Origin of the sequence: Stutzerimonas stutzeri (genome assembly GCF_002890915.1) — a bacterium.
Taxonomy (GTDB): domain Bacteria; phylum Pseudomonadota; class Gammaproteobacteria; order Pseudomonadales; family Pseudomonadaceae; genus Stutzerimonas; species Stutzerimonas stutzeri_AF.
The window spans coordinates 156,395-176,230 of record NZ_POUT01000004.1; the positions used below are offsets into that span (position 1 = coordinate 156,395).

At 60.5% G+C, this 19,836-nt stretch carries 14 protein-coding genes; 3 read left to right on the top strand and 11 right to left on the bottom strand.

Annotation, left to right across the window (positions count from 1 at the left end; all coding sequences use genetic code 11):
• Positions 1-66: 66 nt before the first annotated feature.
• Positions 67-348, top strand: a complete 282-nt coding sequence (locus CXK94_RS09705) for a pyrimidine/purine nucleoside phosphorylase (protein WP_037037457.1) — start codon at positions 67-69, stop codon at positions 346-348.
• Between the two features lie 68 nt (positions 349-416).
• Here the strand turns inward: CXK94_RS09705 and fliT are convergent, their stop codons facing one another.
• The 10 genes from fliT to moaA form a co-directional block, all read right to left on the bottom strand.
• Positions 417-701 (bottom strand): flagellar protein FliT, encoded by a 285-nt coding sequence (gene fliT / locus CXK94_RS09710; RefSeq protein WP_102894175.1) that lies wholly within the window; start codon positions 699-701, stop codon positions 417-419.
• 57 nt (positions 702-758) lie between these two features.
• Positions 759-1,145, bottom strand: a complete 387-nt coding sequence (gene fliS / locus CXK94_RS09715; protein ID WP_102894176.1) for a flagellar export chaperone FliS — start codon at positions 1,143-1,145, stop codon at positions 759-761.
• 176 nt (positions 1,146-1,321) lie between these two features.
• Complete coding sequence (gene fliD / locus CXK94_RS09720) at positions 1,322-2,716, bottom strand: flagellar filament capping protein FliD (RefSeq protein WP_180984409.1); 1,395 nt, start codon at positions 2,714-2,716, stop codon at positions 1,322-1,324.
• Between the two features lie 66 nt (positions 2,717-2,782).
• Positions 2,783-3,157: a flagellar protein FlaG gene (locus CXK94_RS09725; protein WP_102894178.1), complete on the bottom strand. Its 375-nt coding sequence runs from the start codon at positions 3,155-3,157 to the stop codon at positions 2,783-2,785.
• Positions 3,158-3,238: 81 nt separating this feature from the next.
• Positions 3,239-4,453 (bottom strand): flagellin, encoded by a 1,215-nt coding sequence (locus CXK94_RS09730; protein ID WP_102894179.1) that lies wholly within the window; start codon positions 4,451-4,453, stop codon positions 3,239-3,241.
• 478 nt (positions 4,454-4,931) lie between these two features.
• Positions 4,932-8,408, bottom strand: a complete 3,477-nt coding sequence (locus tag CXK94_RS09735; RefSeq protein ID WP_102894180.1) for a glycosyltransferase — start codon at positions 8,406-8,408, stop codon at positions 4,932-4,934.
• 403 nt (positions 8,409-8,811) lie between these two features.
• Positions 8,812-11,181: an NAD-dependent DNA ligase LigA gene (gene ligA / locus CXK94_RS09740; RefSeq protein WP_102894181.1), complete on the bottom strand. Its 2,370-nt coding sequence runs from the start codon at positions 11,179-11,181 to the stop codon at positions 8,812-8,814.
• A gap of 361 nt (positions 11,182-11,542) precedes the next feature.
• Positions 11,543-12,361, bottom strand: a complete 819-nt coding sequence (zipA, locus tag CXK94_RS09745) for a cell division protein ZipA (protein WP_102894182.1) — start codon at positions 12,359-12,361, stop codon at positions 11,543-11,545.
• A 181-nt stretch (positions 12,362-12,542) separates the two neighbouring features.
• Entirely contained in the window at positions 12,543-16,031 is a 3,489-nt protein-coding gene (gene smc / locus CXK94_RS09750) for a chromosome segregation protein SMC (protein WP_102894183.1), read from the bottom strand.
• A gap of 478 nt (positions 16,032-16,509) precedes the next feature.
• Positions 16,510-17,505, bottom strand: coding sequence for a GTP 3',8-cyclase MoaA (gene moaA / locus CXK94_RS09755; protein ID WP_037037468.1), 996 nt, complete (start codon positions 17,503-17,505; stop codon positions 16,510-16,512).
• Positions 17,506-17,721: 216 nt separating this feature from the next.
• On the opposite strand from moaA, the gene CXK94_RS09760 reads away from it, so the two are divergent.
• Both CXK94_RS09760 and CXK94_RS09765 read left to right on the top strand, forming a co-directional pair.
• Entirely contained in the window at positions 17,722-18,573 is an 852-nt protein-coding gene (locus tag CXK94_RS09760) for an ion transporter (RefSeq protein WP_102894184.1), read from the top strand.
• Positions 18,574-18,699: 126 nt separating this feature from the next.
• Entirely contained in the window at positions 18,700-19,113 is a 414-nt protein-coding gene (locus CXK94_RS09765; protein ID WP_037037472.1) for a CopD family protein, read from the top strand.
• A gap of 129 nt (positions 19,114-19,242) precedes the next feature.
• Here CXK94_RS09765 and CXK94_RS09770 read toward each other — a convergent pair whose 3' ends face one another.
• On the bottom strand, positions 19,243-19,710 hold the full coding sequence (locus CXK94_RS09770) for a DUF2231 domain-containing protein (RefSeq protein ID WP_102894185.1): 468 nt from the start codon (positions 19,708-19,710) through the stop codon (positions 19,243-19,245).
• Between the last annotated feature and the right edge of the window lie 126 nt (positions 19,711-19,836).

Here is a 19,836-nt window from a genome sequence, read left to right on the forward strand (position 1 = left end):
ACAGATGACGCCTTCGTACCGCTTGGGCATACTGGCCACCCTTTTTTCCCCACTCAGGTAATCGGCATGTTCAAGGTCAACGAGTATTTCGACGGCACTGTCAAATCCATCGCGTTCGATATGGCAGCTGGCCCCGCCACCATCGGCGTGATGGCTGCAGGCGACTACGAGTTCGGCACAGGCCAGCTGGAAGTGATGCACGTGATCGCCGGAAGCCTGGACGTCAAACTGCCCGGCAGCGACAAATGGGAAACCTTCGCCAGCGGGACCCAGTTCACCGTACCGGCGAACAGCAAGTTCCAGCTGAAAGTGGCTGCGGATACCGCCTACTTGTGCGAATACCGCTAAAAGCGACGCGCGGGGTGGAAACCGCAAAGCGTTTTCCACCAGCGGTGGTGAAACAATCTCGCGGGTGTTCAGCCGAACGTCTTGTACGCCTGATCGACCCGCTTCGACTGATTGAGTCGGGTCAACTCGCCGGCAATCCGCTCACGCTCGGCGCGCGCCGCCTGCTGCAGTTCGGCATATAGCCGCGACAGCGCCTCGAGCGGTTCACGCAGGGCTGGATCGCTGGCACCCGCCTCTTCTATCAATGCGCGACATTGTGCATCCAACGTACCTATAGCCGCCCAGTCCTGCTGAACCAGCGCCTCGCGCAGGGCATTCTGGAGAGACGCAAGCGCCTGGAGAGTTGGTTGCATATGCCCTTCTGATGAGTGTCGATGGCGGAGACTTCAGGATAGCCCGCGCAATGATGATCAACCGTGTTGGGCAATACCATCCCAACCGGACTTCACTTCCCGCAACAACCCGGCCACTTCATCGATGATCGCCGAATCATTCTTCAGGTTCGCCTCGATCAGACGCGAGGTCATATAAGCGTAGAGGTTATCCAGGTTAGCCGCGATCTCACCACCCGCCTCTTGGTTCAAGGCCTCGCGCAGTCCGCCGACGATATCGATGGCCTTACCGATCAGGGCCCCCTTCAGGGCCACATCGCCCCGCTCCATGGCACCGCGCGCTTGGGCAAGACGGGTAAGTCCACCCTCCATCAGCATCTGGATCAGGCGATGTGGGCTTGCATCCACCAGCTGTGCATTGGTGTTGACGGACTGATACTGCTTCATGGCTGCCATGGCATACATGGGAATTCTGCTCCGATATGTGGCGGGACTATCCTTTGTATCGGCATTAACCCACACAGCTTTAGCAGACAATCGACAAAGGTTTCAGCCCTGCCACCCCTTGCCGCCCCGATGGGCTGAAGCGAAGCGCAGCCCGGCTCACCCTGCAAGCAGGTCGTCAGAGCAGAACACAGCGCTTACTTACTGCTCTTCTTGACGACGCCTGGCAGGCTGGAAAGCGTATTTTCCAGCCAGCTGCTGGTATTGGACAACTGAGCGACCAGCGTATCCATCGCGTTGAACTGGGAATAAAGACGGGTCGTCATCGATTCGATCCGCAGGTTCAGCTTTTCCCGCTGGGCCTTGATATCGGCATTGGTCGCCTCCAGTCCGGAAACCCGCTGCGCCAGGATGCCACCGGTCTGGTTGAAGCCGTCGACCCGGTTATTGAGCCGATTCATCAAACCGGTTTCACCCGTGAAGAAGCCCCCGACTGCGTCGAAATTCTTCTCGAGCGCAGTTTTCAGCTTATCGTTATCGATCGCCAGCGTACCGTCCTTCTGGGTAGTGATGCCGAGATCGGCCAACATCCGCACGCCATCGCTCCCCCCCACCGAAATCAGCTCGTTCTGGATGCCGGAAAGAATGCTGCGAACACTGGAATCGCCGACCAATCCACCAGTCAGTGGCTGACCATCTTCGCCCACCTTGGTCACTTTGGTCAGTGAATTGGTCGTCTTGATCAGGTTGTTGTAGGCATCGACGAACTTCTTGATGTTGGCGGTAACGCCATCCTGGTCCTGGGCAACCGTAACCGTGACGGTCTTGTCCTTGTCCGCCGCAACCAGATTCAACGTTACATCGGGAATAGCGCCTTCCACCTTGTTGGTCGCACTTTGCAGTGCCAGACCATCGATGGTGAACTTGGCGTTCTGCGCACGCTCCAGAACGCCGCCCACCTCCGCGGTCGCATCGCTTCCAGTATCGATGGCAAACGCTTCCAACCCTGCACTAGTACTGATCGAAACGTCCTTGCCCTCCCCCGTATTGGTAGAAGACATCACCAGACGAGTCTTGCCTGTGCTGGGATCGGTAAGCAGGTTGGCGGTAACGCCGGAATCCTTGAGCGCCGTATTCAGCGCCTCCTTCACCTGCGTCAGCGATGCGCCTTCGCCAACCTCGACATCGATGCCCTCGCCATCGCCTACCTTGACCGTCAAGGTACCGGCAGCGCCTGCCGTGAAATCGCTTTCCAGGGCCTTGGTAGCCGTCTTGCTTCCCGTCGCCAACTGTTCGATCTTGACGCTGTAGGTACCCGACTGAGCGGTCTTGCTGGCAGTGGCGGTCAGCAGATCGGTATTGGAGGATTTGGCGGAACGATTCTCGAACAACTTGGCGTCATTCAGCCCCTTGAGCGCCGTCTGGAAACTGCTCAAGGCCGTACGCAGCGTACCCAAGGCGGAAATCTTGGTAGTGGTCGCAGTCTCCAGGCGGGTCAGTTGCGCTTCTTTCGGAGCCTTTTCCGCGGCGACCAATGCACCGACCATCGCATCGATGTCCATGCCTGAGCCAATGCCTGTGATACCTGCCATCTTCACCACCTCGTCATAGGGTTGACGCTTGAAAGCCAAAACTCAACGACAGCAAGAAACGCGCCGCTACGCTTGCGCCTTGAACAACAGGCTGCGGGCCTCTTCCAGGTTTTCGGCCAGACGCAGCGCTTCTTCAGTCGGAATCTGCCGCACCACTTCGCCCGTGGCGCGGTCCGTCACCCTGACCACCATCTTGCCTGTGGAGTCGTCCAGATCGAAATTCAGATCGCGGCGGATGCTTTGCACGAAATCCTTGATGCTCGACACGGCTTCCCCGAGCGATTCAACCGTAACAACCTGCTGCTCGGATGAAACAGCCTTACCAGCAACCTGGGCATCGCCTTGCCTGTCGGCCACTCCTCGCGATCCAGTCAGCTGTTGCCCCTGCGCCTGAACAGCGGTAGCAACAGCAGGCAGTTGAGCCGAAAGCGCAATATCCATTTTCGTCACCTCGCAACGGCAAAACGGGAGGAAGCGCCCAAGCACTTCCTCCCGCAGTTATTGCAGACTGGCCTGTTCAGCTTACTGCAGGAGGCTCAGGACCGCCTGCGGCAGTTGGTTGGCCTGGGCCAGAATCGCGGTACCGGCCTGCTGCAGGATCTGATTCTTGCTCAGTGCAGCGGTTTCGGCGGCGTAGTCGGTATCCTGGATACGGCCTTTTGCTGCCGAGACGTTTTCGCCGATATTCTGCAGGTTGGCGATGGTGTTCTCGAAGCGGTTCTGCACCGCACCAAGCTCGGCACGCTGGGAGTCGATCTGCTTGATGGCATCGTCGATGATATAGACGGCAGACTGCGCCCCAGCCGCACTACTGATATCAATTTCCTTGATGGTGTTTGCATCATTAGCACTGCCTACTTTGGCAGGAGCAGAACCGCTGGCAATACCAGCCCAGCTCACCCCAGTGCTTCCTCCGGAAGCCATCGTTACGGAGGCCAGTACAGAGGCGGCCCCACTGCCAGTCGCACCATTACCTTTAGTAATGACAGTCAATTCATCGTCACTATTCTTCAGGATACCAATACCAACGTTTGCATCGTTGATAGCTGCAGCGATTCTATTCGTCGCATCTTCCGCAGTATCCCCTTCTTTAAAGGAAACTTTTACGGACTTCGTTTCTGTGGTGCCATCAGCCTTAGAGAGGACAATATCAATAGTCTCTTCACCGGCACTAATACCACTGGCCGCCGTAGCCCCGGAACCAAAACTCCCTTCGTAGTAAGTACCAGTGAGCGATTTCGAACTCATTTCGTCGATACCGACACTGATGATCTCATTGGCAGCAGCGCCCACCTGGAAACTTGCCACACCGAACGAGCCATCCAGCAACTGACGCCCACCGAAGGTGGTGGTATTGCTGATGCGGTCCAATTCTTTCTTCAACTGAGTGACTTCATCATTCAGTGCAGTGCGTTCGGAGTCACTGTTGGAGCCATTGGCCGCCTGCAGGGACAAATCACGCATACGCTGCAGGATGTTGGTCGACTGTTGCAAGGCACCTTCAGCAGCCTGCGCCATGGAAATACCATCGTTGGAATTCTTGACCGCAACATTCAGACCACTGATTTGACTGCCCAAGCGGTTGGAAATCTGCAGACCGGCGGCATCGTCCTTGGCGCTGTTGATACGGCTACCGGTGGACAGGCGCTGCATGGTGGTTTGCAACGCGTTGGCGGAGTTGCTGAGGTTGCGCTGAGTGTTCAGGGAAGCAACGTTAGTGTTGACGGTCAAAGCCATGATGTTTGTCCTCCATCGGACCTAGCTTGTTTGCCTGAGTGTGCGACCTTGGGGAGGGACATACCCAGGCACCCATAAAGTTCGCATTCGAGAGTTATGTCGGCGTCGGTATCGAAAGCTTTAGGGGGTAGCGAGAAAAATTTTCCTTCACCCTTGACTTCCCCGAATGCCTGCACAGCCGCCCCGCACAGCTTTTCGGCAGACCGACAAAAAATCTGAGAGCAAAGCCTCGTCCCGAAGAGGCTACGGCTTCTGCTTCATAGCCAGGTGGGCAGCGTGGAGTGTTCAGCCGGGATAAATGGAGCACCAGCCTGCGCCGTGGAAGCCGTTCGGTAGAATGAGCGCTCTGCTGTGCGCGGTCACATCGAACGGATTTAGGGACGATTTCGATCATTGGCCCGAGAACGCCTGCCAAGAGCTATGCCGATTAGCGAACCGGCATAGCTCCCGCTCTACGCTGCGTTACCCTCGCACAGGCTTAGTCCGGCAGCCACGCCTTACGCCAGGCTTCGAGACTCTCCCCTTCGAGCATCCATCCAGCCAGCACAGCAGCACGCAGCTCGTCCCCGGCCTTGGCCGCTGCATCGAGGTCGTTGATATGGGCCCGGATCGCATCCATCCAATCACGGAAGCGGTTCTTCACCCGCGTTACCGGCAGCAAGCCATCCTGATAGCAACGCACGTCGCTGCAGATCACCGGGAAGCCACAGGCACCATATTCCAGCAGACGCAGGTTGCTCTTGCACTCGTTGAACAGGTTCTGCTCGACCGGCGCCAGTGCCAGGTCAAGATTCAGACTAGCCAGCTTTTTGGCGTAACGCTCTATCGCTACTCCTTCGTGGAACTCATGGATATAAGGCTTCAGCTTCTCCGGGCACATGCCGAAGAACACCCATTCCACTTCATCCGCCAGCCCCTTGACCACATCGACAATCATCTCCAGATCGCCCGTATGGCTGGCGCCACCCGCCCAGCCGACACGAGGCTTGCTGGAAGTTCGACGAGCACCCGTTGATAACCCGCCCCACCAACGCGGATCAAGCCGATTCTTCACAACATGAATATCCGGATGGAATTCGGCGAACGCCTCCGCCATCACATCCGTAGAAACGACGAAGCGATCCACATAGGACAAACCACGGCGCAAGGACTTGACGATATCCTTAGGCATATGTTGACGATGGACGCTCTTCATCGGCAGGTTCGGCAAGTAGTCATCCAGCTCGTAGACCTTGAATGCCTGGGAAAACGCCTTGATCCGTCGCATGGCCTCCAGGCGCTCTTCACCGATTTGCCGTTGCAGGATCACGGCATTGGGGCTGTAACGCTCCAGGTCCACGACGTGCATCAAGCCGACTGACAGCGCACCGTCGACCATTCCCGCCTCACGCAGGGCATTGAATGGCTGCATGACACGATAATGGCCGCAGCCCATCGTATCGGCCGGATGAGCAAGCACCACCGGCAGAGGGTGCCAACTATCCAACGGGCGCCAGGAAAGCCGTGTGTCGGCCAGCTTAAAGCCGCCAGGCATGACCAAGGAAAAATTAGGGTTATAGGCTGGGTCGCGCGCTAACTGTGGGAGCCATTTGGCATAAAGTGCATCCTGCTCCACCAAACTGGGTTGGGCCAGTGGTTTCCGATCCAGCAGCAGCTGGACCGCCGGGGACCAGACAATTAGATAACCTGCTTCACGCACTTTCAGACATAGATCAACCTCTAAGTAGCGCTCTGGTATCCACTCCTCATCCAAGCCCCCCAGATTCATATAAAGTTCGCGAGGCAGCATCAAGCACTCGCGACCCAGCGCACTAAAATTCTGATCAACCTGAAGCCTTTGCATGTAGCCAGGGGCATCCAACGTTTCCCCCAAAAAAGGCCGCCCCACTGGTCCTTCCAGACCTAGAATCAAACCTGCCTGGGCTACCTTGCCTTTAGCTGTCAACAACTTGCCTCCAACACCTCCGACCTCTGGCCGCTGGGCATGGTTGAGCATTTCATCCAGCCAACTACGATCCACAATGGCTACATCAGCGGAAAGTAGTAGTAAATAATCACCAATAGCCTGCACAGCAGCTTCATTAAGCATCGCTGCAAGCTTATGCCCGGCGGGCTGAACAAGTCGCAACTTAGCTTCTCCAAGACTTGACAGCGCCACCAGCCATTCATGAATATCTCTTACCGCCGGATGACTTTCAACCACTAAAACCTCAAAGTTCTGGTAGTCCGTATTTTCTAGAAGCCCTTCAACGCACCGCTGCAATCTTTCCAGAGATTCCCCACTAATAATTAATATCGAAACAATCGGTTGCCCTTCATGGCCATAATAGACGTGATAACGCCCCGGTTGCCTACTCAAAATCCGGGCATCAGCATAGCCTCTCGCTTGAAGGTGCCGAACAATAACCTCTCGCTCGTCTTCGACATCCTTCAAGTCCGGAATTTCAGCAATGACCAAGGGCTCAGACATATGGCCAAAACCTGAAAGCCCCACTTGATTTATAAGACGCAATATAAGATCAAGCTCCAGCGCGTTTCCGAGGCCGACTTCAAACCCACCCAATTCAAGCACGAGGCCTCGCCGAAACAACCAATGACGAGACATCCCTGCAGGAAAGCTTATTAGGTAATCGAGATTAAATGCAGGACGGAAGGCCGCCCCCAACTCCCCATTAGACTGACGATACAACTCATCACAACTTATGGCGATACAGTCTGGCGCAGCAATAGACTCCAAACCAAGCTTGGCAACTCCATTGACCAACAACTCATCTCCAGCCTCAAGCAAAACAAACCAATCAAAGCTTTCAACCTCAATTATGGCATTAAGCCTTGATGCAAAAGCAGACTCAACCTCTCGATAAAAACGAAAACCTTGGCCTATAGCGAAGTTACTTTCGCTCTCCACACTCAAAATGCAAACTGAGACTTTAGCGGACCAATCACAAACAGCGACCAAGCTATCCAGCGTTCTTTGTAGCTTTCCTGAGTCACCAGAGGAATCCAGCACAAACACAAAAAGCCCCGGCCACGCATCAAGCCTCTCCATAACTAAAGATGAAATTTCCGCCCCAATGCTACGAGCTTCCAGCCAAGCTTTTATATCAACCCCGCGATTTCTGACAGGCAGGCTTGGATCACCGCCATACTCATCCCTAACCTCTCGATAAAATTCAAATATCTCAGAAGCCTTCTCAGGAAGAGAAAGAAACTTTAAAGCCATTTCCCGGCTTAACTCACCACATCCAGCCCCCACTGATTGAAAAAGATTAACAATCTCTTCATCAGACAAACGAAGCTGGTATTTTCTACCCGAGCAATTACGCTCAACGGCCTTTTCAAAATTTTCATGAAACAGACCATCGGACAAAGCAGAACCATTATAGGAGCGCTGATCAAGCAATAAAACTGCCCGTCCATACATGGCAGCCTCGTAAGCACTACGCCCAACACCCACGACCAAATCAGCCCACTCTAGACTTTGGCGAATATCCATAGAAGGATTCGTAAACTTGTTATGCGACAGAAATCCAAATCCATATCTATCACACAAATTTTTTAAGCGATCATTTAACGCGTCCGAATGAGAAAGAGAAAAAACATTCTTGACCTCTCCGGACACACGAACCCTACAATAATCGCGGGGCGAAACTCCATTAAATACAACTTTCTTATTCCTCGCATGGGCAGGGATCCTTACCAGCGCCTCTTTGGATATACCGACATACCCATGTATACCTCCCACCGGAGCGTCCCACAGCGCATCATGCTGCACCCAAATACGAAAACCAGTAAACTCTTCAGCAGGAATAAAATATGAGATCAATATAAGATCGAATTTCCTAGAGTCAGAATTGCAAAGTACCCCTTGGCGCTCCAAAAACTCGGAATAGTAGCCAACATCCGGAGACGCACATTCAACATCATATCCAAGGGACTTAAGATGCAAAGCCATGCTAACTACGTAAGACTGAGTTCCTCCTGGCGTATTTCCAAGAAGGTGAGATGTTAGAAGTATTTTCACGCGCAACTCCAAGCAATACGCCGCCGAGATTCAGGAAAGAATTATTGACCTAGCAAAAATCAGGCCATCCCACCGGAAGCCGAACAACCTAAAAAGAGCGGTTCAAGTATTGGCGAAATCGTTTATGTAGCGCCCCTATGGCCATAGGAACACGCCGAAAAAAGCGCCAAAGAAGAAAAGTGCTGGCGACAAATTATCGACACTCAGGAAGTGCTGACGAAAAAGAATGGATGCGGAGAATTGATCAGTGATTAGCCTAGCTATGTCTAGCGGTTAGGCTTTATCGCTACGCAGGCCGCCCAAGGCTTCCCCATCGACCAGTTCTGCCTAGCACCTACGCCGGCTCGAGCTGCACCAACCGCTCAAGAAACGCGGCCTCATCCAGCACAACAATCCCCAGCTCGTTGGCCTTCGTCAGTTTCGAGCCGGCGCCCGGGCCTGCCACGACGCAGGTGGTCTTCGCCGAAACGGAGCCGGCGACCTTGGCGCCCAGGGCTTCCAGGCGGGCCTTGCCTTCGTCGCGGCTCATGGCTTCGAGGGTGCCGGTCAGCACCCAGGTCTGGCCAGCCAGCGGCAGGCCTTCGGCGGTCTTCTTCGCGCTGCCCCAATGCATGCCGAATTCACGTAGCTGAGCCTCGATAGTGCGGGCACGTTCGGCGTTCTCGGGGTTGTCGAAATAGTCGCGCAGTGAGCGTGCGGCCTTTTCGGTGAGGCGTTCGACCTGGCGCAGGTCGAGCCAGTCGGCGGCGATGATCGCTTCCAGGCTGGCGAAACGGTCGGCCAGGCGCTGCGCGCCGGTGCTGGCGATGAAGGGAATGTTCAGTCTGTCGAGCAGGCCGGCCAGGGTTGCGCAAGCGGTGAATTCGGGATGTACCTCGCCCTCCTCCTGCAATACCACGCCGCGCTCGCGCAGCTGTGCGATCACCGAGCGGTTGTGCTCGTCCTCGAAGAAGCTGTGGATCTCGTGTGCCACCTCCAGTCCCACGTCGGGCAGGTAGACGAGCACGTCGGGCAGCGCACGGCCGATGCGTTCCAGCGACCCCAGCGCCCGCGCCAGCAGTTTGGCGGTTTCCTCGCCCACATCCGGTATGCCCAGGGCGTAGATGAAGCGGGCGAGGCTGGGCTTGCGGCTCGCGTCGATGGCGTTGAGCAGGTTGCGCGTGGAAACCTCGGCGAAGCCTTCCAGCTCGATGACCTGTTCAGGCGTCAGGCAATAGAGATCCGCCGGCGAATTGACCAGTCCCTTGTCGACCAGCTGCTCGACGATCTTGTCGCCCAGCCCGTCGATATCCATCGCGCGGCGCGAGACGAAGTGGATGATCGCCTGCTTGAGCTGGGCCTGGCAGGCCAGACGGCCCACGCAGCGGTAGATCGAGCCTTCGCTGACCGACTCGCGGCCCTTGCTGCGCTTGATCAGCTGGGTGCGCTCGACTGCCGAGCCGCACACCGGACAGTGCTCGGGGACGTGCACGGCGCGGGCATCGGCCGGGCGGCGCTCGGCGATCACACCGAGGATCTGCGGGATCACGTCGCCGGCACGCCGCACGATCACGGTGTCGCCGATCATCACGCCCAGGCGCGCCACTTCGTCCATATTGTGCAAGGTGGCATTGGAGACGGTGACGCCCGCTACCTGCACCGGCTTCAGCCGCGCCACCGGGGTGATGGCGCCGGTGCGGCCGACCTGGAATTCCACACCGAGCAGCTCGGTAATTTCTTCGCGCGCAGGGAATTTGTGGGCGATGGCCCAGCGCGGCTCGCGCGCACGGAACCCCAGTTCGCGCTGCTGGCGTACCGAATTCACCTTGAACACCACGCCGTCGATCTCGTAGGGCAACGCGTCGCGTTTTTCGCCGATGGACTGGTAATAGGCCCGGCACTCGGCAACGCCCCTGGCCAGCGTCAACTCGCGGCTGATGGGCAATCCCCAGCCCCTGAGCGCCTTGAGGATGCCGATATGGGTATCCGGCAGTTCACCGTCGCTGCGCCCCACGCCATAGGCACACAGCTCCAGCGGGCGGCCAGCGGTGATCTTCGGATCGAGCTGGCGCAGGCTGCCCGCCGCCGCGTTGCGCGGATTGGCGAAGGGCTTGCCGCCGCTTTCCAGCTGTCGCGCATTGAGCGCTTCGAAGCCGGCCTTGGGCATGTAGATTTCACCGCGCACTTCGAGCACCGCCGGCCAGCCAGTGCCATGCAGTTTGAGCGGAATGTTACGCACGGTGCGCACGTTGGCGCTGATATCCTCGCCGGTGCTGCCATCGCCGCGGGTGGCGCCGCGCACCAGGTGGCCGCTCTCGTAGAGCAAGCTGACCGCCAGGCCGTCGAGCTTGGGCTCGCAACTGTATTCGACCTGCGCGCCATCGCCGAACAAGTCGCCGGATGGCAGGTCCAGCCCTTCGCGCACGCGGCGATCGAAATCGATCAGGTCCTGCTCTTGGAAGGCGTTGCCGAGGCTGAGCATCGGCACTTCATGGCGCACCTGGCCGAATGCCGTCAAGGCCTCGCCGCCTACTCGCTGGGTCGGCGACTCGGGCGTGACCAGCTCCGGGTGCACGGCCTCCAGCGCCTTCAGCTCGTTGAACAGCCGGTCGTACTCGGCATCCGGAACGCTGGGCTCGTCGAGGACATAGTAGCGGTAGTTGTGAGCGTCAATTTCGCTGCGCAGTTCGGCGATGCGCTCGGCAGCGGTTTGGGCGGAAGGCATATGACGAAGCCGTGGCTGTGGCGATGCTGATTCAGACAGTATCAGCGCGCCTTGGTTGATAGGGAGGCGCGGGATTTTAGCCGATTACGGAATTGGCGGCAGGTATGTGCTGCCCTCCAGGCTTTTCGGGAGGCGCGATGTGGAAGAGCGGCAGGCCTGCGGCCTGCGATTGCCGCGAGGGCGCGCCTCCCACGGGGTTCGCTGGTTGCTCGTTGCTTTGTGGGAGACTCGACCTGGGGGCGATGTTTTCGAGCCTGAAGGCGCTGTAGGAGCCGGCTTGCCGGCGATCACCGGGCCCGCTGCAGGATAACGGTTCGCCAGCAAGGATCTGGCGCCCCAGGCTCCTGCAGGACGAGGACGCTCAGCGCTTGAGGGTCATCTGCCGGCGCTCGAACTCGACGATACGCTGGCGGTAGTGCTCGATGGTCTGGGCGGTGAGCACGCTGCGCTGGTCGTCCTTGAGCTCGCCGTTGAGCTCCTGGGACAGCTTGCGGGCAGCGGCGACCATGACATCGAAGGCCTGCTTCGGATGGCGCGGACCAGGCAGGCCGAGGAAGAAGCTCACGGCCGGCGTGGTGAAATGATCGATGTCGTCCAGGTCGAAGGTGCCGGGCTTGACCGCGTTGGCCATGGAAAACAGCACCTCGCCATTGCCGGCCATGCTCTCGTGGCGATGGAAGATGTCCATCTCGCCGAAGCGCAGGCCGCTCTCCAGAATGTTCTGCAGCAGCGCCGGCCCACGGAAGCCATGCGGGTCGCGGGCAATGACGTTGATGACCAGCACTTCCTCGACGGGGGCCTGCTCCTTCTGCGGCGCCTCCTCTGCTTCATCGTCGTCACCGACCACCGGATCGAGCAGGGTCGGTACGGGCTCGTCGGTGCTGAGCTGCAGGTCGCCCTGATAGGGCTCGTCATGGCGGCGCTTCTTGTTCGACTCCCGGGTATTCATGGCGGGCATGTCGCCCTCGTCCAGCGAGGGCTCGTGATCACGGTTGACCACACGCGCCGGACCGAGGAGTTCGTTGTTTTCATCGATGTCGGGAAGATTGGAAAGGCTGCGGTCCAGTTTGAACTTCAATTTGCCCTTGCTACCGCGCATGCGGCGCCAGCCGTCGAACAGAATGCCGGCGATGACAATGATGCCGATGACAATCAGCCACTCGCGCAGACCGATATCCATTAATGCATTGACCTCTGAATCCGATGATAAAGACGCAACAAGCCGTCACCTGGGACCGCTTCAGCGCATCGCAAAAATTGTGCTCTAAGCTAGCACGACGAACGGTACATTTGCACCGTGCGGTAGTTCTCTTTTTATGGCCTTCCTTGTATCAAAAACACTCAATTCGCTGGCTTTAATCCTAGGCTTCGGCCAAAGCCACCGCCTGTTCCACGTCAACCGCAACCAGACGGGAGCAACCGGGCTCGTGCATGGTCACGCCCATCAACTGATCGGCCATTTCCATCGCGATCTTGTTATGGGTGATATAGATGAATTGCACGGTCGCAGACATTTCCTTCACCAGTCGCGCATAACGGCCGACGTTGGCATCGTCCAACGGCGCATCGACTTCGTCGAGCATGCAGAACGGCGCCGGATTGAGCTGGAATATGGCAAATACCAGCGCCAGCGCGGTCAGTGCTTTCTCACCCCCGGAAAGCAGATGAATGGTGCTGTTCTTCTTTCCGGGCGGACGCGCCATGATCGCCACCCCGGTATCGAGTAGATCTTCCCCGGTAAGTTCCAGATAGGCGTTGCCGCCGCCGAATACTTTCGGGAAAAGCGCCTGCAATCCGCTGTTGATCTGATCGAAGGTTTCCTTGAAACGGTTGCGGGTTTCGCGGTCGATCTTGCGGATGACGTTTTCCAGCGTATCCAGCGCCTCGACCAGGTCGTCGTTCTGCGCATCGAGATAGCGCTTGCGCTCGGACTGCTGCTGGTACTCGTCGATCGCTGCCAGGTTGATCGGCCCGAGGCGCTGGATGCGTTGGGCCAGGCGTTCCAGTTCGGCGTCCCAGGCCTGCTCGCTGGCTTCGGCCGGCAGCGTGGCGAGCACGCCGTGCAGGTCGTAGCCGTCCTCGTGCAGTTGGTCCTGCAGCGCCTTGCGCCTGACACTCAGTTCCTGCCAGCCCAGGCGCTGCTGCTCCAGTTGGCCACGCAGCAGTTGCGCCTGCTGTTCGGCCTGGGTACGCCGCTTCTCCGCGTCGCGCAGTTCGCGATCGGCGTCTTCCAGCGCCAGGCGCGCATGCTTGAGCTCGTCCTCGACGCCCATGCGCCGCTCCAGCAGCTCCTCGAGCTTCATGCGCAGTTCTTCCAGCGGCGCCTCGCCTTCCTCCAGGTTGAGGCTGAGCTGTTCGCGGCGCTCGATGGCGCGCTCGAACTGCTGCTCCAGGCGCTCCAGCGCCTGCCGGGTGGAATCGTGCTGGGCCTTGAGCGAGCCGACACGCAGCGCCAGCTGGTGCGCATGGTCCTTGTGCTGCCGCGCCTCCTGGCGGATGCGGTCGAGCTGTTCGCGGATGCCGTCGCGGCTGGCGAGCAGGGTTTCACGCTGCTCGGTGTCCTGGGCCATGGCATCCAGCGCCTGCTGCAGGTGCAGGCGCGCCTCGCCCAGCTGTTCGGTCTCGATCTCGCGCTGCCCGGCCTGCTCGGCGAGCTCCTCGTCGAGCCGTCGGCGGCGCAAGGCCAGCTGCTCCAGCCGTGCCTGCCCGGCCGACAGCTGCGCCTTGAGTTCGCCCTGCTGGCGCGCCTCGTCCTGCTGGCGGCGGCGCTGCTCTTCGCGTTCTTCCTCCAGGCGCGAATGGGCCTCGCGCAGGCTGGCGATGTCCTGTTCGATCGCCTCCAGGCCGGCTTCGCGCTCCGCGCGCTCGGCTTGCAGGCGTTCCAGTTCTTGGCCACGGGCGAGCAGGCCGGATTCCGCCTCGCTGGCCCGGCGCACCCGCAGGAAATGCCGGCCGACCCAGTAGCCGTCGCGGCTGATCAGGCTTTCGTCCTCGGCCAGCCCCGGGCGCGCGGCCAGCGCCTGCTCCAGCGACTCCACCGGCCGGACCTGGCCCAGCCAGGGCGCCAGGTCGAGCCGCGACTCGACCTTGTCGAGCAGGCTTCCCGGACACCGCGCGCCGGCGCTGCCCGGGGTGGCCAGGCGCAGCTCGCCCTGGTCGAAATCGCCCAGTCGAATGCTCGAGAAATCGTCCAGCAACACCGCCTGCAGGTCCGCGCCAAGCACGGTTTCCACCGCCAGCTCCCAGCCCGGCTCGACCCGCAGGCCCTCGGCCAAGCGCGGACGCTGCTGCAGATTCTGCTCGCGCAGCCAGTCGGCAACGCCCTTGCCGGGGTCCATCGCCGCCTGCTGCAGGGCTTCCAGGGAGGCGATGCGGCCATTGAGGCGCTGCAGCTCGCCCTGCAGTTGCTGCTGCGTGCGGGTCGCCTGCTGCAGGCGTTCGCGCAATTGCTCCAGGCGCTCATTGAGCGCTTCGCCGGCGGCGGCCAGTTCTTCCAGGTTCAGCTCGCTGGCGGCGAGCTGCTCGCCGAGCTCGAGCATCGCCGCGTCCTCGGGATCGCCGGCCAGCAGGACGCGCTCGTCATCCAGCCGCCGCTGGCGCTCGGCCAGCCGTTCGAGGCTCTGCTCCAGCTGCTGGATGCGCGACTGCTGCACCTCGGCCGCACGGCGCGGTTCGGCGCTGTTGTGGTTGAAGCGATCCCACTGCTCCTGCCAAGCCTGCATCGCCGTTTCCGCTTCTTCCAGCTGGGCGGCGGATTCCTCGGCGGCCGCGCCGGCCAGTTCCTGCTCGGGCTCGAGCATGGCCAGTTCTTCGCCGAGCGTGTCCAGCAGCGTACGGTCGTGGCCAAGGTGCGACTCGGTTTCCAGACGCGCCTGCTCGGCCTCGCGCAGGTCGTCCTGCAGTTGGCGCAGGCGCTGCTGGCCGTGCTGGATGCTCTGCTCGACGCGGGCGATGTCGCCGCCCACCGAATAGAAGCGGCCCTGCACCTGGTTGAAGCGTTCGGACAGCTCGTGGTGGCCGTCGCGCAGGCGCTCGATGCTGGCGTCGGCATTGCGCTGTTCGGCCACCAGCGCCTCGAAGGCCACTTCCTGGTCGCCGATGACCTGCTCGCGCTGGCCGACCTGTTCGTTCAGCGCCTGCCAGCGCAGGGCCGAGAGCTGCGCCTTGAGCTGGCGCTCCTCGGCCTTGTATTCCTGGTATTTCTCCGCCGACTGCGCCTGGCGGTGCAGGCGCTCGAGCTGGCGCTCCAGCTCCTCGCGCAGGTCGGTCAGGCGCGCCAGGTTCTCGTGGGTGCGGCGGATGCGGTTCTCGGTCTCGCGTCGGCGCTCCTTGTACTTGGAGATGCCGGCGGCTTCCTCGATGAAGTTGCGCAGATCCTCCGGCTTGGCCTCGATCAGCTTGGAGATCATGCCCTGTTCGATGATCGAGTAGCTGCGCGGGCCGAGGCCGGTGCCGAGGAAGATATCGGTGATGTCGCGCCGGCGGCACTTCACGCCGTTGAGGAAGTAGGTGTTCTGCGCGTCGCGGGTGACCCGACGACGGATGGAGATTTCGGCGAAGGCCGCGTATTCGCCGGTGAGACTGCCGTCCGAATTGTCGAAGATCAGCTCGATGCTGGCCTGGGTCACCGGCTTGCGCGTGTTGGAGCCGTTGAAGATGACGTCGGTCATCGACTCGCCACGCAGGTTCTTCGCCGAGCTTTCGCCCATCACCCAGCGCACCGCGTCGATGATGTTGGACTTGCCGCAGCCGTTGGGGCCGACCACTGCGGCCATGTTGCTCGGAAAGCTGACCGTGGTGGGATCGACGAATGACTTGAAACCGGCGAGCTTGATGCTTTTCAGTCGCATGCGGGCCTATCCGTGGCAGTCAGCGTGAGGATGAACAAGCAGGGTCGCCGTGAACATCGGGATTCCTGGCATCGAGTGGATCTGGCGCAAAACGGTGGAGTTTATCATGGCGGTCAGGAAGGCTTGCACGGGCAGATGCAGACGGTTTCACAGGCATGGCGTTGGCTTCAGGGAAGTCTGGGCTCGGAGTGCATAGGGTGCTTTTGCAGGAGGCCCCGGGGCTGTGCTTTGGGCAGGCCTGCGGCCTGCATCGCCGCGAGGGCGCGCCTCCCACGGGGTAGGTGTGTACCGGCTGCTTTTGTGGGAGGCCCGCCCTCGGGGCGATGCTTTTCAGTGCAGTAGGAGGGCTTCAGCCCACCTCGACGACTTCCATGCCTGGAATTGGTGGGCTGAAGCCCACGGAACTGCTTTTTTTTGTGGGAGACTCGCCCCCGGGGCGATGCGCTTGAGCTTTCGGGCAAGCCTGCCACATATCGCATCAGCCGCCGGTCATGCTCATGAAACGCACCACCTGCACCTGCTCGTCGGTACGGAAATGGTGCTTTTCCGGCTTGAGCTGCAAGGCATCGACCAGCGCCTGGCGCAGGCGCTCGCTGTCGCCGGGGTAGCGACGCATCAGGCTCTTCAGGTCGAGCGCGCCTTCATGGCCGAGGCAAAGCACCAGCTTGCCTTCGGCCGTCACACGGACACGGTTGCAGCTGCCGCAGAAGTTGTGGCTGTGGGGGGAGATGAAGCCGACCTGGGTGTTGCTGCCGGCGACCTGCCAATAGCGCGACGGGCCGCCGGTGGTATGGCTGCTGCGCACCAGCGTGTATCGCGCCTCGATGCGCTCGCGGACTTCGTCGCTGGAGCAGAAGGTCACCTGGCGCTGGTGGCTGGAGACGCTGCCCAGTGGCATCTCCTCGATGAAGCTGATGTCCAATCCGCGGGCGATCGCGAAATCCAGCAGGTCGAGGATCTCGTCGTCGTTGCGCCCCTTCTGCACCACGCTGTTGAGCTTGATCCGGCTGAAACCCGCCAGGCGCGCGGCCTCGATGCCTTCGAGCACCTGCTCCAGCCGATCGCGGCGGGTCAGTTCGGCGAACCGCTCGCGCTTGAGCGAATCGAGGCTGATGTTCAGGCGTTTCACGCCCGCCGCCTGCAAGGCCGGAGCGAGGCTGTGCAATTGCGAGCCGTTGGTGGTGATGGCCAGGTCTTCCAATTCCTCGCGGGCCCCGAGACTCGACAGCAGGCCGACCAGTCCCTTGCGCACCAAGGGCTCGCCACCGGTGACGCGGATACGCTTCACGCCCAGGCCGATGAAGGCATCGGCAACGGCGTACAGCTCCTCGAGGCTGAGGATTTGCGCGCGCGGCGCGAAGACCATGTCCTCGCTCATGCAATAGGTGCAGCGGAAATCGCAGCGGTCGGTTACCGACAGCCTCAGGTAGGTGATACGCCGGCCGAAGGGGTCGACCAACTGGGAATCGGGCATTGCATTCTCCAAACTGCTTGCTGCACCTACATGCAGACTATGCGGTAATAGCGAATCAGGCAAAGCCGCTTTACGAATGGTGCCGTATCGCCGGCGCGATCACGACGCCGGCGCCCTGTGCATGGCACCTCGGGCAATGATAGGCATCGATATGGACAGCCCGGCAACACGTCGAGCGGGCAACTTCCGGACTGGCATTAGGAGAGACCGCGGCGGATGAACAACGATGCCCTGAACAACCTGCCATGGCGGGAACGGCTCTACATCATCATCTTTTTCACCGACACCCGGGCCGGCAAGCGCTTCGACACCTGGCTGCTGGTCATCATCCTTGCCAGCCTGGTGGTGGTGATGCTCGACAGCATTTCCTCGTTCAACGAACGCCATGCGCTGTTGCTGAGCAATCTGGAGTGGGGCTTCACCACGATCTTCGCGGTCGAATACGCCCTGCGCATCTACACGCATCCCCAGCCGCGCAAATACATCTTCAGTTTCTACGGTACCGTCGACCTGCTCTCGGTACTGCCGGCGTTCGCCGCCCTGCTGCTGCCGGATGCGCAGTACCTGCTGGTGGTCCGCGTGATCCGCATGCTGCGGATATTCCGCGTGCTCAAGCTGACCCCCTACCTGAGCCAGGCCAACTACCTGCTGGTCGCGCTGCAGGGCAGCCGGCAGAAGATCATCGTGTTCCTGCTCAGCGTCACCACGCTGGTCATCATCTACGGCACCCTGATGTATGTGGTGGAGGGCCCGGAAAACGGTTTCAGCAGCATTCCCATGAGCATCTACTGGGCAGTGGTGACCCTCACCACCGTCGGCTTCGGCGACATCTTCCCGCACACCTCGCTGGGCAAGGCGTTGGCGACGCTGGTGATGATCACCGGTTATTCGATCATCGCCGTGCCCACGGGGATCTTCACCGCCGAGCTGGCCAATGCGATGCGCCAGGACAGCCTGCAGCACAACTGCCCGACCTGCGACAAGCTCACCCACGAAGCCAACGCGGCCTTCTGCAGCCGCTGCGGCAGCCCGCTGTTCGAGCGCCGCGAGCTGGAGTCGCAGGACTGACCCACGCCGCGACAAGCACCTCCCGCCAACGCTGCTGCCCACCACCGCTACGGCCGTTCGGCGACGAACTGCCCCGGCCGGAGGCTGTCACAGCCTCAGATTCGCATCAGGCAGGATGGAGATCGGATGCCCTGGCTCAAACTGCTGCACTTCGCCGCCCTGCTCTGCTGGTGCGGCTCGCTGCTCTATCTGCCGGCGTTGATCGCGGCCGGGACCCGGCGCGGCGATCAGTTGTTCTATCGCGATCATGCCCACCTCACGCGGATGGTCTTCACTCTCATCAGCACACCGGCCGCGCTGCTGGCGATCGGTTCCGGTACGGCGCTGTTCCTGCGTGACGGCACGCTTGCCGGCTGGCTGATCATGAAGCTGACGGTGGTGACGGCCATGGCGCTTTGCCATGCGCTGAGCGGGGTCCTGGTGCTGCGCATCGAGCGCGAGCCGGAGCGCGGCGTCACCCATCAGTGCCTGGCCCTGGGCGTGCTGGTTCCGCTGCTGATCGCACTCACCCTCTGGCTGGTGCTGGCCAAGCCCTTCTGACCCCAGGAACGACCGCCACGCATGATCGATCGTCCGCCCCCCGCCATCCAGCCCTCACCCGCGCCGCTTCCCCGGCAGACGGCCGGGGCCGCCTCGGCTGGTCGCTGCGCATCCGCAAGCCGGTCGTGGCTAGTCGCCGAGGTCCACGCCGACGGCATGCTCGTAGACCAGCCGCCCACCGAGAAAGGCCGCCAGTGCGATCAGCACCGCCGTCAGCAGCGAAAGATACAACCCCCACATGACATCGCTATCGCCGTTGGCGAGCCCCTGGTAGCGCAGCAACCAGTTCAGCGAAGCCAGCGACAACATCATCACCGCGAGAATCGCATGGCACCAGGCGGTGACCTTGCGGCGGATCTGCGGCACGGTAAGCAGATCGATCAGCCCGGCGATGCTCGCCACCCAGCCACCGATCGCACCGACGCCGGCGAGCCAGAGGCCGGCGCGCCACCAGAACGCGTCGAGTGTCCACAGGTGGGCCAGGTCCACCGGCACCAGCCCCAGCAGCGCCGCCACCGGAAAGTGGATCATCATCGGATGCAACGGGTGGCCGGCAATTGCGGCGTTGCTGTTGATGGACTCGCGCTCTGTGGCCATCCGGCCCTCCCCGAGGCTGAAGTGAAACCGGCCGCCAGGCCATCGAGACGCAGCGGCGTTCTTTTCAAATGGACCACAGCGCTGCTGGCAGTTCCTTGGCTCAGCGCCTGCGACGGTCCGCAGTCG

Bases quoted from the DNA above. Each gene is read 5' to 3' on its own strand.
- fliS (WP_102894176.1), bottom strand. From the start codon at position 1,145: ATGTATGCCATGGCAGCCATGAAGCAGTATCAGTCCGTCAACACCAAT.
- CXK94_RS09765 (WP_037037472.1), top strand. From the start codon at position 18,700: ATGCCCTGGCTCAAACTGCTGCACTTCGCCGCCCTGCTCTGCTGGTGC.
- ligA (WP_102894181.1), bottom strand. From the start codon at position 11,181: ATGCCTTCCGCCCAAACCGCTGCCGAGCGCATCGCCGAACTGCGCAGC.
- CXK94_RS09760 (WP_102894184.1), top strand. From the start codon at position 17,722: ATGAACAACGATGCCCTGAACAACCTGCCATGGCGGGAACGGCTCTAC.
- CXK94_RS09735 (WP_102894180.1), bottom strand. From the start codon at position 8,408: ATGGCTTTGCATCTTAAGTCCCTTGGATATGATGTTGAATGTGCGTCT.
- moaA (WP_037037468.1), bottom strand. From the start codon at position 17,505: ATGCCCGATTCCCAGTTGGTCGACCCCTTCGGCCGGCGTATCACCTAC.
- smc (WP_102894183.1), bottom strand. From the start codon at position 16,031: ATGCGACTGAAAAGCATCAAGCTCGCCGGTTTCAAGTCATTCGTCGAT.
- CXK94_RS09730 (WP_102894179.1), bottom strand. From the start codon at position 4,453: ATGGCTTTGACCGTCAACACTAACGTTGCTTCCCTGAACACTCAGCGC.
- fliT (WP_102894175.1), bottom strand. From the start codon at position 701: ATGCAACCAACTCTCCAGGCGCTTGCGTCTCTCCAGAATGCCCTGCGC.
- fliD (WP_180984409.1), bottom strand. From the start codon at position 2,716: ATGGCAGGTATCACAGGCATTGGCTCAGGCATGGACATCGATGCGATG.
- CXK94_RS09705 (WP_037037457.1), top strand. From the start codon at position 67: ATGTTCAAGGTCAACGAGTATTTCGACGGCACTGTCAAATCCATCGCG.
- zipA (WP_102894182.1), bottom strand. From the start codon at position 12,361: ATGGATATCGGTCTGCGCGAGTGGCTGATTGTCATCGGCATCATTGTC.
- CXK94_RS09770 (WP_102894185.1), bottom strand. From the start codon at position 19,710: ATGGCCACAGAGCGCGAGTCCATCAACAGCAACGCCGCAATTGCCGGC.
- CXK94_RS09725 (WP_102894178.1), bottom strand. From the start codon at position 3,157: ATGGATATTGCGCTTTCGGCTCAACTGCCTGCTGTTGCTACCGCTGTT.